The organism is Algoriphagus locisalis, from assembly GCF_900116615.1.
Taxonomy (GTDB): domain Bacteria; phylum Bacteroidota; class Bacteroidia; order Cytophagales; family Cyclobacteriaceae; genus Algoriphagus; species Algoriphagus locisalis.
The window spans coordinates 374,391-389,432 of record NZ_FPBF01000005.1 but is presented as its reverse complement, the minus strand read 5'-3'; the positions used below and the strand labels follow the sequence as shown (position 1 = coordinate 389,432).

Annotated in this window: 14 protein-coding genes; 3 read left to right on the top strand and 11 right to left on the bottom strand. The window is 41.3% G+C overall.

Features of this window, described 5'->3' with window-relative positions; genetic code table 11:
• Window positions 1–25: 25 nt before the first annotated feature.
• From BM386_RS15790 to cmk, 8 genes are all read right to left on the bottom strand, one after another.
• Window positions 26–655, bottom strand: a complete 630-nt coding sequence (locus BM386_RS15790) for a 3-keto-disaccharide hydrolase (RefSeq protein ID WP_091696058.1) — start codon at window positions 653–655, stop codon at window positions 26–28.
• A gap of 133 nt (window positions 656–788) precedes the next feature.
• Window positions 789–1,400 carry an NADH:ubiquinone reductase (Na(+)-transporting) subunit E gene (gene nqrE, locus BM386_RS15785; protein ID WP_091696056.1) on the bottom strand — a complete coding sequence of 204 codons (612 nt, stop codon included), beginning with the start codon at window positions 1,398–1,400 and terminating at the stop codon, window positions 789–791.
• 15 nt (window positions 1,401–1,415) lie between these two features.
• Window positions 1,416–2,087 (bottom strand): NADH:ubiquinone reductase (Na(+)-transporting) subunit D, encoded by a 672-nt coding sequence (locus tag BM386_RS15780; RefSeq protein ID WP_091696054.1) that lies wholly within the window; start codon window positions 2,085–2,087, stop codon window positions 1,416–1,418.
• A gap of 30 nt (window positions 2,088–2,117) precedes the next feature.
• Window positions 2,118–2,882, bottom strand: coding sequence for an NADH:ubiquinone reductase (Na(+)-transporting) subunit C (gene nqrC, locus BM386_RS15775; RefSeq protein WP_091696052.1), 765 nt, complete (start codon window positions 2,880–2,882; stop codon window positions 2,118–2,120).
• On the bottom strand, window positions 2,869–4,086 hold the full coding sequence (locus tag BM386_RS15770) for an NADH:ubiquinone reductase (Na(+)-transporting) subunit B (RefSeq protein WP_091696051.1): 1,218 nt from the start codon (window positions 4,084–4,086) through the stop codon (window positions 2,869–2,871). The genes nqrC and BM386_RS15770 overlap by 14 nt, the downstream gene beginning before the upstream one ends.
• A gap of 5 nt (window positions 4,087–4,091) precedes the next feature.
• Complete coding sequence (locus tag BM386_RS15765; RefSeq protein ID WP_091696049.1) at window positions 4,092–5,444, bottom strand: Na(+)-translocating NADH-quinone reductase subunit A; 1,353 nt, start codon at window positions 5,442–5,444, stop codon at window positions 4,092–4,094.
• Between the two features lie 133 nt (window positions 5,445–5,577).
• On the bottom strand, window positions 5,578–6,474 hold the full coding sequence (locus BM386_RS15760; RefSeq protein ID WP_091696047.1) for a 4-hydroxy-3-methylbut-2-enyl diphosphate reductase: 897 nt from the start codon (window positions 6,472–6,474) through the stop codon (window positions 5,578–5,580).
• Window positions 6,458–7,162, bottom strand: coding sequence for a (d)CMP kinase (gene cmk, locus BM386_RS15755; protein WP_091696045.1), 705 nt, complete (start codon window positions 7,160–7,162; stop codon window positions 6,458–6,460). Before cmk ends, BM386_RS15760 begins: the two co-directional genes overlap by 17 nt.
• A 129-nt stretch (window positions 7,163–7,291) precedes the next feature.
• Here cmk and ade point away from each other — a divergent pair, with 129 nt between their 5' ends.
• The 3 genes from ade to BM386_RS15740 all read left to right on the top strand — a co-directional run bounded on the left by ade (window position 7,292) and on the right by BM386_RS15740 (window position 10,472).
• On the top strand, window positions 7,292–8,917 hold the full coding sequence (gene ade, locus BM386_RS15750; RefSeq protein WP_091696044.1) for an adenine deaminase: 1,626 nt from the start codon (window positions 7,292–7,294) through the stop codon (window positions 8,915–8,917).
• 105 nt (window positions 8,918–9,022) lie between these two features.
• Window positions 9,023–9,316, top strand: a complete 294-nt coding sequence (locus tag BM386_RS15745) for a hypothetical protein (RefSeq protein ID WP_091696042.1) — start codon at window positions 9,023–9,025, stop codon at window positions 9,314–9,316.
• Between the two features lie 256 nt (window positions 9,317–9,572).
• On the top strand, window positions 9,573–10,472 hold the full coding sequence (locus BM386_RS15740) for a BF3164 family lipoprotein (protein WP_091696041.1): 900 nt from the start codon (window positions 9,573–9,575) through the stop codon (window positions 10,470–10,472).
• Window positions 10,473–10,621: 149 nt separating this feature from the next.
• Here BM386_RS15740 and BM386_RS15735 read toward each other — a convergent pair whose 3' ends face one another.
• From BM386_RS15735 to BM386_RS15725, 3 genes are all read right to left on the bottom strand, one after another.
• Window positions 10,622–11,782, bottom strand: a complete 1,161-nt coding sequence (locus BM386_RS15735) for an ATP-binding protein (protein ID WP_091696039.1) — start codon at window positions 11,780–11,782, stop codon at window positions 10,622–10,624.
• Window positions 11,783–11,892: 110 nt separating this feature from the next.
• Window positions 11,893–13,473 carry a peptide chain release factor 3 gene (locus BM386_RS15730; protein ID WP_091696150.1) on the bottom strand — a complete coding sequence of 527 codons (1,581 nt, stop codon included), beginning with the start codon at window positions 13,471–13,473 and terminating at the stop codon, window positions 11,893–11,895.
• Between the two features lie 209 nt (window positions 13,474–13,682).
• Window positions 13,683–14,918 (bottom strand): sensor histidine kinase, encoded by a 1,236-nt coding sequence (locus BM386_RS15725; protein ID WP_091696037.1) that lies wholly within the window; start codon window positions 14,916–14,918, stop codon window positions 13,683–13,685.
• Between the last annotated feature and the right edge of the window lie 124 nt (window positions 14,919–15,042).

Below are 15,042 nucleotides of genomic sequence, written 5' to 3'. Positions count from 1 at the left end.
ATTTTCTGTCTATTTTTCTATCCGATTAATCCGGTAGGACTTTCACTTTTACACTTTTGTAATAGATCACAGACTTGGGATCGTGAGCTTGAAGAGCAATCGTCCCATGATCAACTTTCTTAGTACCTAGCTCACCTTTGCGATTTTCGTCTTTAGATTGGTCATAGACATTAACAGTTTCTCCGTTGATTTTCACTGTCACTACGTCACCTTGTACAATGATGTGCTCGGTGTACCATTCTCCATCCTCCACATAGACATCTCTTACGTCTTGGAATGAATAGACACTGCCAGTTTTTCTCCAATCTCCATGGCTTTGGTTCACTTGGATTTCATAGCCTACATTCGGCCAGCCATCTTCCTGGTATTGGGTGTGAATAAAAATACCGGAATTGGCTCCTGGCATTGTCTTCACTTCCGCGATCACTTCAAAATTGTTGAAGTCATGATTGGCAACTTCACCATTATAAAAAGCATGTCCACGTGGTCCAGCCACTTTGATCACACCATCCTCCACTTGGAAAGATTGAGAGTTTTCGGAGATTTTCCAGCCATCCATATTTTTTCCATTGAAAAGTTCAATCCACTCACCACTTTGGGCGGAGACAGAAGAGGTAAGGGCGATGAGGCAACAAAGCGTTAATAGGGTTTTCATAAGAATAAGGGTTATTAATTCAATAAATTTTCAGCCGAAAAGTTACTAGCAAATTGACAAAAATCAATTACCGCTAAAAACAAAAGCTCTGAGAATAAATCCCAGAGCTTTCAGATTATAGCTAAGAAACTGATTATAAATCAATTCCCATAAAAGACATAAATGCAATGCCCATCAAACCTGTCAAAAGCATGGTAATGCCCAAGCCTTTCAAGCCATTAGGAACATGAGAGTATTTCAATTTCTCACGAATCGCAGCTAACGCAACAATTGCAAGACAAAAACCTGTTCCCGATCCGAAACCATACACCGTAGATTCTGCAAGCGTATAATCTCTCTGAGCCATGAAGAGTGATCCACCAAGAATCGCGCAGTTTACAGCGATCAAAGGAAGAAATATACCCAAAGCTCCGTAAAGTGCAGGTGCGAACTTTTCAACTACCATCTCCACCAACTGAACCATAGCTGCAATGATGGCGATGAACATGATAAATCTTAGGAACGTAAGGTCAATATCTGCAAGACCTGCATTAACCCAAGACAAAGCACCTTCTTTCAGTACATACTCATTCAATAGCCAGTTCACAGGAACAGTAACAGTTAATACAAAGATTACTGCTGCACCAAGACCGATAGCTGTACTTACTTTTTTGGAAACGGCCAAGAAAGAACACATCCCAAGGAAGTAAGCGAAAATCATGTTGTCGATAAAGATCGACCGAATACCTAAATTAAATAAATCCATTTCTTCAGTAGGTTTTTAGTGTTCAACATATCCTGTTTTGGTACGCTGTACCCAAATCAATAATCCCAATACCATAAATGCCCCTACAGGAGAAACCATCAGGCCATTGGTAGCCAACTGGAAATCCGGACCAAATAAGCCAGACACATAGTCATAAACAGGGATACCAAATACAGCACCTGATCCTAACAATTCTCTGAAGAATGCTACGGTAAGGATAATCCAGGAATACCCAAGTGCAGATCCAAATCCATCTAGAATAGAATCGTATGGTTTATTACCCAAAGCGAATGCTTCAAGACGTCCCATTACAATACAATTGGTAATAATCAAGCCAACGAATACTGAAAGCTCCTTGTACATATCATAAGCAAAAGCTTTCAACACTTCATTTACCAAGGTCACCAACGTGGCAACAACAGCCAATTGTACAATAATTCTGACACGGCTAGGAATGGTATTTCTCAGCAATGAAATCAGCAAATTGGACATTACAACTACAAAGATTACGGCTATAGCCATAACCAATGTTGGTTTCATTTGTGTGGTAACTGCCAAAGCTGAACAGATCCCAAGTACCTGTATGGTAACTGGATTGTCATCGATCAGCGGATCAGTTACCAGTTTTTTCCTACGCTTGGATAATAGGGCTTCTGCAGGTTTTTTTTCTATAGTTTCAGCACTCATATTGAATAATTATTGAGTTGTATAGTTCGATTAAAGTGTAGCTACAGAGGAGGAAGATTTCTTACTCTCAATGTATGCTTCATAGTAGCTCAGGTAGTTCTTAAGCATATTATTGACTCCTTTAGCAGTAATCGTAGCTCCAGACATACCATCCACTTGGTGAGGATCACCCGAATAATCTTTGCCTTCGCCCTTCTGCATTTCTACGGCCACTAATTCCCCTGACTCATTATAGATACTTTTACCTTCATATCTCTGTTGTACACCAGGTTCTGTGATTCTAGCACCTAGGCCTGGAGTTTCTCCGGCATGCGCCAGCGTAATTCCTCCTACCGTATTCATATCTGTTTCCAGCGCAACGTATCCCCAAATAGCATCCCAAAGACCCGCTCCATAAAGAGGCAGGATATAATTTTCAGCTGCTTCAGGTTTTCCTTCTGCATGAAAAATATACACAGGGTATAATCTTTCTTCTGCTGGCTTCTTATAATTCTTTGCGATATCTACAGTTTCAGCTGTCACAGCTACACCTTCGCGTTCAGTAACCTCTTGACCATTGATATCCACTACTACAGAAGCTATTCTATTGCTATAGTACTCATTCACTTCCTGAGGAGTCATAGCGGCGATTTCTTCACCGGAAATAACAGCACCTAAGATTTGCTTTTTATTATCTAAAGCAACGGCTTCTTTTTGCAAAGGCCCCAAAACTTGAGAAGTGCCTGAAAGAAGTAGGCCTAGAACTACCGTCAAGATGACGGAAAACGTAATAATATAAGTATTAGACTGTTGCACGTTGTAACCTCCTTGTTTTATTTGCCTTAACTACATAATAATCGATCAATGGAGCAAACACGTTCATAAATAGAACTGCAAGCATAATCCCTTCCGGGTAGGCAGGGTTAGTCACTCGAATGATCACTGTCAGGAATCCGATCAATAAACCGTATATCCACTTGCCTGTTTCTGTCTGCGCTGCCGATACAGGATCAGTTGCCATGAAGACAATACCAAATGCCAAGCCACCCATCACCCAGTGATACTGTGGAGGAAGTGCCATGTACTCATTTACAGCGAAAAGGTTCATTACAAACCCCATGATATATGCTCCCGCAAAACCTGAAACGATAATCTTCCAACTTGCTACTCCAGTAGCCACTAGGATCAATGCTCCTACCAGAGCCATCAACGTAGAAGTCTCGCCAATAGAACCTGGAATCCAACCCATAAAAAGGTTTGCAAATTCGTATAAGCCAGATCCTAACACCGTGTTGTGAGCAGCTAAAGCTTCGACGGCTGACTGTGTACCTTCTACGCCAGCATTGTAAACTACAGAAAGAGCAGTAGCTCCAGAGAAACCATCTACGGGCATTTTATCTCCTAAGTACGTCCAAACTTGGTCACCTGAAATCTGCGCTGGATAAGCGAAATACAAGAAAGCTCTTGCTGTCATGGCTACGTTCAGCACGTTCATACCAGTACCACCAAATACTTCCTTCGCTATCACTACCGCAAAAACAGTAGCCAAAGCAACTTGCCATAATGGCGTAGTAGCAGGAACAACCAATGGAATTAGCATACCCGTTACCAAGAAGCCTTCGTTGATTGGGTGCTTCCGCACTATTGCAAAAACGGCCTCTACTACCCCTCCGGCAGTATAGGCTACCAAAACCAGTGGAAGGACAAGCATTGCTCCAATACCTAATTTCTCACCAAAGTTCTCCCACAACCCAGCGGTTCCGCCAGTTGCAAGCAAATGCTGATGACCTGTATTGTACATACCAAAAAGCAAACAAGGGATCATCGCGATTACCACGGTGATCATCATTCGCTTCAAATCGATAGCATCCTTTACCTGAGCACCTTTGATACCGGTAGTATGCTTAGGGCTGAACATAAATGTCTCCCCTGCCTCAAACGCGTAATATAGACTTTCAAGCTTTCCACCTTTTTCGAAAAGTGGCTTCTGCTTGTCCAATAAATCTCTTAGAAACTTCATATGGATTAACTGTATTGGATTAATTCAATTCCTTTTCTCACCAACTCCTGCACCGGATGCTTTGACACATCCACAAACTCGCAAAGAGCCAAATCTTCTTCTACGATCTCATAGATCCCCAATTCCTCGATTTCATCAAAATCCTCAGCCATGATGGCTTTTAAAAGATAAACTGGAAGTATGTCCATCGGAGTGACTGATTCAAAAACACCGGTTTGCACAAATGCTCTTTCTTCTCCTCTTCCGTTAGAATCCAGAACAAACTCTTTGTTTGGAGTAAGGAAAGAAAGCAAGCCTAAAGCTCTGTGGTAGCTCAATCTGGTGGTAGGCTTTGCCCAACCCATAAACTCATAGTAATCGCCCTCAGGAATTACGGTAATCTGGTTGTGGTAGAATCCTAAGAACCCGTCCAAAGAAATTTTCTCTCCGGTTAATACATTTCCGGACACCACTCTTACATGACCAGAGTTAAGATTTCCTTTCACAAAAGTGGATACAGATGCTCCCATGTAAGTCTTTACATAAGCAGCTTTTGTCAATTCCGAACCAGTTATCGCGATAATTCTAGAAGCGTCATATACCCCTTCCAAAACAAATTTACCGATCTGTGCAACTCCATAAGGAGTCGTTGTCCAAGCAATTTCGCCTTTGTTGATTGGATCCAGGTGATGAATCTGTACACCTACGTTTCCGGCAGGGTGTGGGCCAGAAAACTTGTTTACCTGAGCTCCTTTCAAATTTGCAAAAACAGCAGGAATAGCTTTAGATCCATCTACATTCAGATGAACCTTGCCGCTTGTCAGTTTTGCCAGCGCTTCGATTCCAGCCTGAAGATATTTCTCCTGACCCTGCAATGCAAAAGCATAATCCGGAGCTAAAGGATGTGTATCAAAAGCAGAAATGAAGATACTCTTGGGAGTATCTGCAGGATTTGCGACTATACCGAAAGGTCGTTGGATGATGTTTGGCCAAACACCACTAGCAGCCAATTTAGCTGCCAAAGCCTCTCTATCTAGAGAAGCAAGACCAACTATATCAAATTGCTCTTGTGTGATGGTAGAATCAGCCAAAATACTGATTTCAAGCAATTTACGCCGATCACCCCTTTTAATCTCGACAATTTTGCCGGAAACAGGAGCCGCATACATCACTTGATCCAGTGCTTTGTCGATCAGGATTGGAGTACCTGCCTTTACGGTATCTCCTTCATTGACAAGAACTTTAGGGCGCTGGAGCCCAATAAAGTCTGTCGGCTTAATTGCGAAGGTTTGCGCCTGGGCGAAATCAGCCAGCTCTTGCTTAGCCTTTCCCACCATGTTGATGTCAAAACCTTTCTTAAGCTTCACTATTTTAGACATATCTGTTTTTGAACTATGAGCTTTTGAAAAACGCCCCAAATCTAATAAATAACCTTTTTAATTTGAGGGTATATGAACTTTAATGTTTGAACTTTTGGAAGAATGGCTTCCTATGTTTTTAAATAACTCTGTTTTATACGGAGAGCACCCCTTCTTCGAGTGACTCCACATAAGATTTAACCTGCTCCATCAGCCACATCGGCGTGGAAGTAGCTCCGCAAATCCCAACCTTTTCGTCTTTTTGAAACCAGTCAGGATCAATCTCTGTCTCATTTTCTATGAAATAGCTTCTTTCGTTTTGCGCAAGGCAAACCTGATGAAGTGCTTTGCCATTGGAGCTTTTCTTCCCTGACACGAATAAGATCACATCGTTCTCCTGAGAAAACCGCTGCAATTGAGGCTCCCTGTTTGATACCTGACGACAAATAGAATCATTTGTATTGAAGGTTTCACGTGTTATTTCTTGCTTCGCCGCCTGGATGCGATCTTCTATTTTCTGCGAAATCTCGTAAAAACCTTTTGTGCTTTTGGTCGTCTGGCTGAACAGCGTCACAGGTCTGGAAAAATCAATCTTCTCCAAATCAGCATCTTCCATCACTACAATGGCTTTTTCCAAGGTCTGACCAGTCAGCCCGATTACTTCTGCGTGACCTTTCTTGCCATATATGACAATCTGCCCCTCTTCACGCTCCATTTTATCGAAGGCACTTTTCACACGATGCTGAAGCTTCAATACCACCGGGCAAGAAGCATCAATCAATTCGATGTTGTTTTCAATGGCTATTTTATAGGTCTCAGGGGGCTCTCCATGTGCCCGAATCAGCACTTTGCAGTCATGCAACTCTGAAAGCTGCTCATGATCTATGACCACCAGACCCTTTTCGCTCAGACGAGTGACTTCCATAGAATTATGGACTATATCACCTAGGCAATACAGCTTGTCACTCTGCTCCATCTCATCCTCTGCCATTTTTATGGCAAATTCCACACCGAAGCAATACCCAGAGTTTTTATCAATGCTTACCTGCATAGCTCTCTTGTTTATCAATGATTTGTCTGGCCAGATGAACGATCTTCCCCACTTGCTCCGCAAAGGTACTATTACTCGTATCTACCTCCACAGCATCTGGCATTTTCTTTAGCGGACTTTCTGATCGGGAAGAATCCACACGATCCCGTTCGGACAAATTGGATTTTATGGCATCAAGCTCCACCATTTCACCCTTTTCCAAAAGCTCCTCCTGACGTCTTATCGCGCGGGTATCCAAATCCGCAGTCATAAACACCTTCAGATCTGCATCAGGAAAAACCACTGATCCAATATCACGTCCGTCCATGACCACTCCTTTCTTCTTTCCAAGACGTTGCTGCTGAGCAACCAATTCCTTTCTGATAGAGGCTACCGTCGCAATTTCAGAGACTTTATTGGAAATACGCATGGTTCGGATCTCATCCTCTACATTCAAACCATTCAGATAGGTCTCTTGTTTGAGCGTCTCAGGATTTAGATGAAAAGAAATATCAAGTGATTTCAGGCCCTTTTCCACATCATGTGGATTGGCAGGAGAGAGAAATTGATTCAAAAAATGTAGCGTCGCCGCTCTATACATGGCTCCGGAATCGATGTACGTATATCCCAAATCCTTTGCAACTGCTTTGGCAGTGGAGCTCTTCCCACATCCCGAATATCCATCGATGGCGATGACGATTTTATTCATTCAAAAAACCCGCTTAATTCGTTTTTTTATTACTGCGCAAATATAGTAGTTTTAATCTAAACCAATCTCCAAAGCGCAAAGGTGAATCGCTTATACAGATTTACTCCAATTAATTTACCTCCCCTTTTTATGCAGATCCAAGGCCAATTTGTAGATATCCCAAACCGTGAAATCTATTGCGTTTCACTCAGTATAGCTGATGGAAAAATAACCAAACTGGAAAAAATCGAAACGGATCCTTACTTGTCTTTTTTGATGCCGGGCTTTATCGATGCACATGTGCATGTGGAGAGTTCAATGCTGGTTCCTTCCGAATTTGCAAGACTAGCTGTGGTTCATGGCACTGTAGCCACAGTCTCTGATCCCCATGAAATTGCTAACGTATGCGGAATGGAAGGGGTGGAATATATGATAGAAAATGGAAAACAAGTTCCTTTCAAGTTTTACTTTGGAGCGCCTTCATGTGTGCCTGCCACACCTTTCGAGACCGCTGGCGGAGAAATCAATTCGGCAGATATTGAAAACCTGATGTCCCGACCTGAAATTCATTACTTGGCAGAAATGATGAACTGGCCAGGTACGGTGAATCGGGATGAGCTGGTAATGGAGAAAATCCGAATCTCAAAGAAATACGGCAAACCGATCGATGGACACGCACCTGGACTGAAGGGAGAACTGGCTGAGAAATATGTGAGTGCTGGCCCAAGTACCGATCATGAATGCTTCACAGCAGAAGAGGCATTAGGGAAATTAAAGTTGGGAATGAAAATTGCCATCCGGGAAGGCTCCGCTGCCAAAAACTTTGAGGCGCTGATCGATCTGATCGATGACTACCCTGAGATGATTATGTTTTGCTCGGATGACAAGCATCCCGATAATCTTGCGGTTTCCCATATCAATGAATTGGCAGCAAGGGCTGTCGCAAGAGGGAAAGATATTTTTCATGTACTTCAGGCTGCTTGCCTAAATCCTATCGCACACTACTCCATGAATTTAGGCCAACTCAGGGAAGGCGATCCCGCTGATTTTATTTTAGTAAAAGACTTGAAAGAGTTCCAAGTCATTAGCACCTATATAAATGGAGCGAAAGTAGCTGAAAATGGAAAAACGCTGATCCAATCAATTAAAAACGAGATCATCAATAATTTCCATACTTCTCTGAAAAAGCCAGAAGACTTTCAGCTCAAAGCAAGCGGATCCAAAGTTAGAGTCATCGAGGCTCTGGATGGACAATTGATCACTCCGGAAATCTCAGGTGAAATACTCCTCAAAGATGGCTTTGCTGAATCAAATCCTGACGAAGACATCTTAAAAATCACCGTGGTCAATCGCTACGAAGATGCTCGGCCAGCTGTGGCTTTTATTAAAAACTTTGGACTAAAAACCGGAGCCATTGCTTCCTCCGTAGGTCATGACTCACATAATATCATCTCAGTAGGAATCGACGACGAATCAATCTGCAAAGCAGTTAATCTGATCATAGAAGCAAAAGGAGGAGTTTCGGCTGTGTCTGGAGATCAGGAAGAAATACTCCCGCTTCCTGTAGGAGGAATTATGTCAGCATCGGATGGCTATGAAGTGGCCGCTGCTTACACGCGAATCGATAAACTAGCCAAAGAAATGGGAGCCACGTTAAATTCTCCATTTATGACCTTGAGCTTTATGGCCTTGCTGGTGATTCCAGATCTAAAGTTGAGCGATAAGGGATTGTTTAATGGGCAGCGATTTGAGTTTGAGGAGGTGTTTTTTGAATAGCCCGATACCCGATGCTGGGTGACCGATGAAGCTTAAAACCTAGTATAAAGTTTATCCTAAGGCGCTTCCTTTTCTTTTCAAAAACAGCAATTTCATATAAAAACAGTGAAAAACACGAACGTCAATAGTCTAGATCAAATCCAAAAAGCCCAGTCCATTGGATCTATAGTGACCTTGATATCCTTTGTCTTAAATGTCTTTGTAAGTAGAATCAGGGCGTTGGAATTTCTGATCATTCCCTTGCTCATCCTCATTTCCTTGACGATTATAGGTTCAGCTTACTTCCTTTTACAGACGATAAAGCACAAGGAAGAAATTGAGAATTCGCATAAAAATATAACTGCTTTCGTAATCAGAATTGTCATTAACGTTGTGCTGCTTCTGCTTATGGTGATTTAAAAAGGTCAATTTGCATTAAGTGGCAAAATCCGGAATTGGATTCAGAATTTATCTATACATTGACACTATCCATCTATTGAGTTGACTTAACAGATTCGCATGTCCAATAGAAACATTATAGTCTTTTCGGTATTTCACTTGTTCCTGTTCTCAAAAGACAGTTGAAGAGAAATCAGATTTAGGTTTTGATAAAAGCATTACCCTAAACAATGGAAAGCGCCTATCCCTATCTGATGAAATAAATAGATCGTCGGACATGATCATTATCAAGGACAAATTGGTCATAGGTGATAAGGATGATGAATATTATTTTAAGGTCTTCAATGTCATGGAAGAAAAATTCGAAGGGAATCTCGGGAAAATAGGAGAAGGACCATGTGAAATAGGGTTTCCAACTTTCATACAAGCAATTCCAAATAATCTTGAAGACATTGGGCTTGTACTCAAATCAAATTTCGGATATCAAGAGATGTCGTTATTGTCATTTGATGAATCAGAGGAAACAAATTGCAAAAATGGGATAGAAAAGATCGCATTCGATTTCATGAATTATGTCAAAGTAGCTGACTCATTATTTGTAGGAACAGGTATTTTTCAAAAAAAATATGCCTCATTCAAAATAGGTGAACAGAGTTATGAAGAACTAGCTATTGATTATCCTTACTTGTCTCCAGAGATGAAATCTATACCCAATTCAATCCCTATGTCTCAGCAAGGGAAATTTAGAATCAAGCCTGATGGGACAAGCCTATTATTTACACACAGTTCAAATCCATTTTTTGACATTCTGGAAATAGAGAATAACAACATCACTTTAAAATTTCGAATGGAAGGAGAAGCACCAGATTTCATAGGCTCAGACAGTCCGAAATCAATGAGCGCAGTAATGACTGATGAAAACAAATACGGTTTTGTCGGAAGCAGCACTACAGATGATTTCATTTATCTTTTGTACTCTGGAAAAACACGAATTCAAGAAAATGAAAATTACGCTAATGAAATTTGGGTATTTGACTGGGATGGGAATTTAATTAAAAAATTTCTACTTGATCAGGAGGTAAATCAGATCGCAGTTTCTTCAAATGATGAATTTCTAATATCCTATCATGACGATGGGAAGCCCAACTTGACTCGCTACGACCTAGGTGGACAATAAAGCAAAACCCCTCCAGGTTTTGGAAACCAGGAGGGGCTATCATCAAACATCCGAAGTAAAACGAAACTCTATCTCAGTATAAATATCCACCACCATCTGAAGCCAAGCTTTTGACTCAGCCATAAAAGTAATAACTCCTACTTCTGAAACTAGGAATCCTTTTCTAAAATCTCCTTCCAATTCATTACCTGAACACCATTTGACCTAGTTTGTCTTTGGTTGCCTGCATATAAGACCACCCCCTTTTCTTGACCGCTAAGTTGGAGCCAAAATTTCAAGTTTTTGAAATAGTCTGAATTAATGGTCATACCAGATTTAATCTCAATAGGTAGCAATTCAAGTCCACGATCAACCAGTAAATCAATCTCATGCCCAGTCTTATCCCTCCAGAAATAAAGATTAATTTCCTCTCCACGGTTTGTTCGGAGCTTTATCATTTCGGATACCACCAAGTTTTCGAATAGTGAACCCCGAAGAGGATGCTGACTGAGCTGTTCTGAAGTATTTATTCCAAGTAGAAAGCTTACCAAGCCCGTATCAAGAAAATATACTTTTGGGCGTTTGACAATCATTTTATTGAAATTTTTAAAATGCGGCCGTAATAGATAAATCACAAAACTACTTTCCAAAACTCCTATCCAAGATTGGATTGTCTTGCTATCTACTCCTACTTCATTTCCCAGAGAAGTCATATTCAGCTCCTGCCCGACTCTCCCCGCTAACAAGCGTACAAACCGCTCAAAAACTATTAGGTCACTAATATTTTTGATCTGCCTTACATCACGCTCAATATAGGTCCGGAGGTAATTAGGAAACCAATCTGAAGAAGGAATTCCAGGTTCGTACAAAGGTGGATACCCTCCTTTGAGCAATAGAATATTTTCAGCTGGAATATCATCTCCCGATGGGTAAATTTCATTTATGGCAAACGGAAGTAACTGCAAATAACCCACTCTACCTGCCAGACTTTGCGTAATTGATTGCTGCAATAGAAAATTATTGGAACCAGTAAGGATAAATTGCCCAGGTGCGGGATTGAAATCTACGATTCCCTGCAAATAGGAAAAGATCTCCGGAGTACGCTGAACTTCATCCAGAATAGCTCCCTTGGGAAATGCAGACAAAAACCCTCTCGGGTCCTCCAATGCAAATCTGCGCTGATCTGGATCTTCAAGTGTGACATACGGTTTTTCAGGAAAAATAGCACGAACTAAAGTGGTTTTACCAGATTGTCTTGGCCCTACTACTGCAATTACTTTGAAGAAAGTGGATAGTTCTAAAAGTTTTTCGGTCGCTTTTCGAGAAATCATTATGTAATTTAAGGAAAAATCCGGAATCCAATTCCGAATTTTTCCATTATTACAACAAGACTCATATAAAACGAAACCCTCCAGGCTTTGGAAACCTGGAGGGTTTTTGATTAAATATCCGAAGTAAAATGAAACTCTATCTCAGGATAGTTATCCATTACCATCTGAAGCCAGGCTTTTGACTCGGCCATAAAGACAAGCTTACCATCTTTGTCATGCGCGATGTGGCGGTTTTTTGAGCGGACAAATTCTTCCAGTTGCTTTTTGTCCTTGCTGGTGATCCAGCAGGCTTTGTACAGGTTCATTGGATGAAACTCTACCGTAGCATTGTATTCGTTTTTCAATCGAAACTGAATCACTTCAAACTGAAGCTGACCAACCGTACCGACTACTTTCCTTGATCCCATATCGAAGGTAAATAGCTGAGCTACTCCTTCTTCCATGAGTTGCTTCAAGCCTTTTTCGAGTTGCTTGGTCTTCATGGCATCCTTGTTCACTACTTCCCGGAAAATTTCCGGAGAGAAACTTGGAATACCTACAAACTGCATATCCTCTCCATCGGTCAGCGTATCCCCGATTTTCAGGTTTCCAGTATCATACAGCCCGACTATATCACCCGGAAACGCCTCATCGATCATTTCCTTATCCTGCGCCATAAACTGGGTCACATTGGAGAAGCGAAGTGGCTTTGGCCCACGGACATGATTGTATGGTTTGTTCCGTTCAAAAGTTCCCGAGCATATTCTCAAGAAAGCAATTCTATTTCGGTGATTGGGATCCATATTGGCGTGGATCTTAAACACAAAACCTGAGAACTTCTTCTCATCTGGGGTCACTTCCCGATCTTCCGTTCTACGGCTTTTAGGTGCCGGCGCAATCTTAATAAAAGTATCCAGCATCTCATTGATACCGAAGTTGTTCACTGCAGATCCAAAGAATACTGGCGCAACTTTTCCCTCCAAATACTCCGTAGGATCAAAATCCGGGTAAACACCTTCGATCAATTCCACGTCATCCCGAAGTTGATTTGCATAGCTTTTTCCGATCAACTCTTCCAGTTCTGGATCATTTACGTCTTCAAATGACTGCCGAACATCACTCAGCTTTCGCTGAGATGGGGTAAAAAGATTAAGCTTGTGATCAAACAGGTTATAAACTCCTTTGAATGTCTTCCCCATCCCGATAGGCCAAGAAAGCGGGCGACACTGAATGTTCAGTTTTTGCTCCACTTCTTCGATCAGTTCGTATGGATCACGACCTTCTCTATCGAGTTTATTTATAAAACAGATAACAGGAGTATTCCTCATCCGGCAAACTTCCATGAGTTTCTCCGTCTGAATCTCCACACCTTTCACGCAGTCAATCACCATAATCACCGAATCGACCGCCGTTAAAGTACGATAAGTATCTTCCGCAAAATCCTGGTGACCGGGTGTATCAAGTAAGTTGATTTTGATGTCCTTGTATTCAAAACCCATGACAGAAGTAGCCACAGAGATACCTCTTTGCTTCTCAATCGCCATCCAATCCGACTTCGTTCCCGTGTCGATTTTATTCGATTTTACTGCACCGGCAGTCTGGATTGCACCACCAAAAAGCAATAGCTTCTCAGTCAAAGTAGTCTTTCCTGCATCGGGGTGAGCAATAATTGCAAAGGTTCTACGCTTCTGGATTTCTTCTTTCAAACTCATGGGAGACATCAAATTAAGGCTGCAAAGGTAGGGAAAAAATAGGTGAAGGGGATTTAAGAATTTAAAATTGAAAAATTAAGAATTGAGGCCTTCCTTTGGTACACTTCATCATTCACTATTTCTCATTCTACATTCATCATTAAAAAGCTAACTATTATCCAAAATAGCCGAGGTTCCAATTGACCTCGTAAATCCAAAATCGTAATTCGTCAGTATTCAAGGATTCCTTCAGTAATAAACTGCGATGCTCCCTCATGGCTTCCATGAAGCAAAATCCGGAAAGTGGTTCCCTTCCCTACTTCAGAATGTTTGACGAAAATTTTACCTCCGTGATATCCTTCGACAATCCTTTTTGCTAAAGTCAATCCCAAGCCCCAACCTCTTTGGCGAGTAGAGAATCCAGGATTGAAGACACGTCTATACATTCGCTTTTCCATTCCTTTGCCGGTATCGGTGATATCGATTATTACAAATTTGTCACTGTCCTGAAGAATTTCTATATCAATTTTACCCTTCCCCTTCATCGCATCCACAGCATTTTTACAGATGTTTTCAATCACCCATTCAAATAGCGGTTTGTTCATCATCGCATCCAGATCCTTGGAATCTGCGTGAATATTCAAATCAACTTTGGTAGAAATCCTAGGTCGTAGGTAGTTGATGGTATCTTCTATTGACTCATATACATTTCCGGATTGGATCACAGGCTTAGAACCGATGCTGCTAAAGCGCTCTGTTACCATCCGAAGTTTCACCACGTCTTTATCCATCTCGGTGATAATTTCCTTGTTTTCATCCCAAACAGGAGAATTTCTCAGGTAATCTATCCAAGCCATCAAAGAAGCAATCGGGGTACCCAATTGATGCGCTGTTTCTTTTGTCAGTCCAGCCCACACTCGGTTTTGCTCGGCGATTTTACTTTGATTGAAAAGCGCATAAGCCAATACCCCAAAAATCATAATAATCCCCAGCTGCACGTAGGGATAATATTTGAGATTAATCAGTAACTCGGAATTTCTATAATACACCTGAATATCTGCCTCAGGAAGCAAAATAGGTTCATATTCTGCACGCATTTCGGCAAGTTCCCTTTTAAGGGTTTCTACCGAATCTGCTGCACTTGAATTATTTTTGAAAGGAATATTTCTGAATTCTATGGGATTGGCGGAATCATCCACCATGATGATAGGAATAGAGTAATTCTGCTGGATGATCTCCTGATTGATAAAAGTGAGATTCTCCATCGTAGTAGCAGCATACTCCAGCGCACTGGAAAGCAGCTCAATCTGTCTTCTTTCCCGCTCACGCAATTCCTCCACTAGGCTATTCGTGTACCAAATTGATCCTGCCCCTATGATCAGGGAAGCTGCAACTACAATCCATTTGACCTGCTTCTTATTGGTATAAAAATCCAAAGAAGTAAGATCCTGAAATCTTTTTTTCATTAATTAAACTTCAATTACTACCGTTACTAACTTCCTAATCACATAGATAGTATGACTTGAGGATAGAATTTATCAGTTGGGAAGACATCGCTCTATTGAGTAAATTTATACTTTAATTCAAGCA

Excerpts from the sequence above, each read along its gene's own strand:
- BM386_RS15790 (WP_091696058.1), bottom strand. The coding sequence starts at position 655 with ATGAAAACCCTATTAACGCTTTGTTGCCTCATCGCCCTTACCTCTTCT.
- BM386_RS15760 (WP_091696047.1), bottom strand. The coding sequence starts at position 6,474 with ATGCAGGTAAGCATTGATAAAAACTCTGGGTATTGCTTCGGTGTGGAA.
- BM386_RS15730 (WP_091696150.1), bottom strand. The coding sequence starts at position 13,473 with ATGAGTTTGAAAGAAGAAATCCAGAAGCGTAGAACCTTTGCAATTATT.
- BM386_RS15725 (WP_091696037.1), bottom strand. The coding sequence starts at position 14,918 with ATGAAAAAAAGATTTCAGGATCTTACTTCTTTGGATTTTTATACCAAT.
- cmk (WP_091696045.1), bottom strand. The coding sequence starts at position 7,162 with ATGAATAAAATCGTCATCGCCATCGATGGATATTCGGGATGTGGGAAG.
- ade (WP_091696044.1), top strand. The coding sequence starts at position 7,292 with ATGCAGATCCAAGGCCAATTTGTAGATATCCCAAACCGTGAAATCTAT.
- BM386_RS15770 (WP_091696051.1), bottom strand. The coding sequence starts at position 4,086 with ATGAAGTTTCTAAGAGATTTATTGGACAAGCAGAAGCCACTTTTCGAA.
- BM386_RS15740 (WP_091696041.1), top strand. The coding sequence starts at position 9,573 with ATGATCATTATCAAGGACAAATTGGTCATAGGTGATAAGGATGATGAA.
- BM386_RS15780 (WP_091696054.1), bottom strand. The coding sequence starts at position 2,087 with ATGAGTGCTGAAACTATAGAAAAAAAACCTGCAGAAGCCCTATTATCC.
- BM386_RS15765 (WP_091696049.1), bottom strand. The coding sequence starts at position 5,444 with ATGTCTAAAATAGTGAAGCTTAAGAAAGGTTTTGACATCAACATGGTG.
- BM386_RS15735 (WP_091696039.1), bottom strand. The coding sequence starts at position 11,782 with ATGATTTCTCGAAAAGCGACCGAAAAACTTTTAGAACTATCCACTTTC.
- nqrE (WP_091696056.1), bottom strand. The coding sequence starts at position 1,400 with ATGGATTTATTTAATTTAGGTATTCGGTCGATCTTTATCGACAACATG.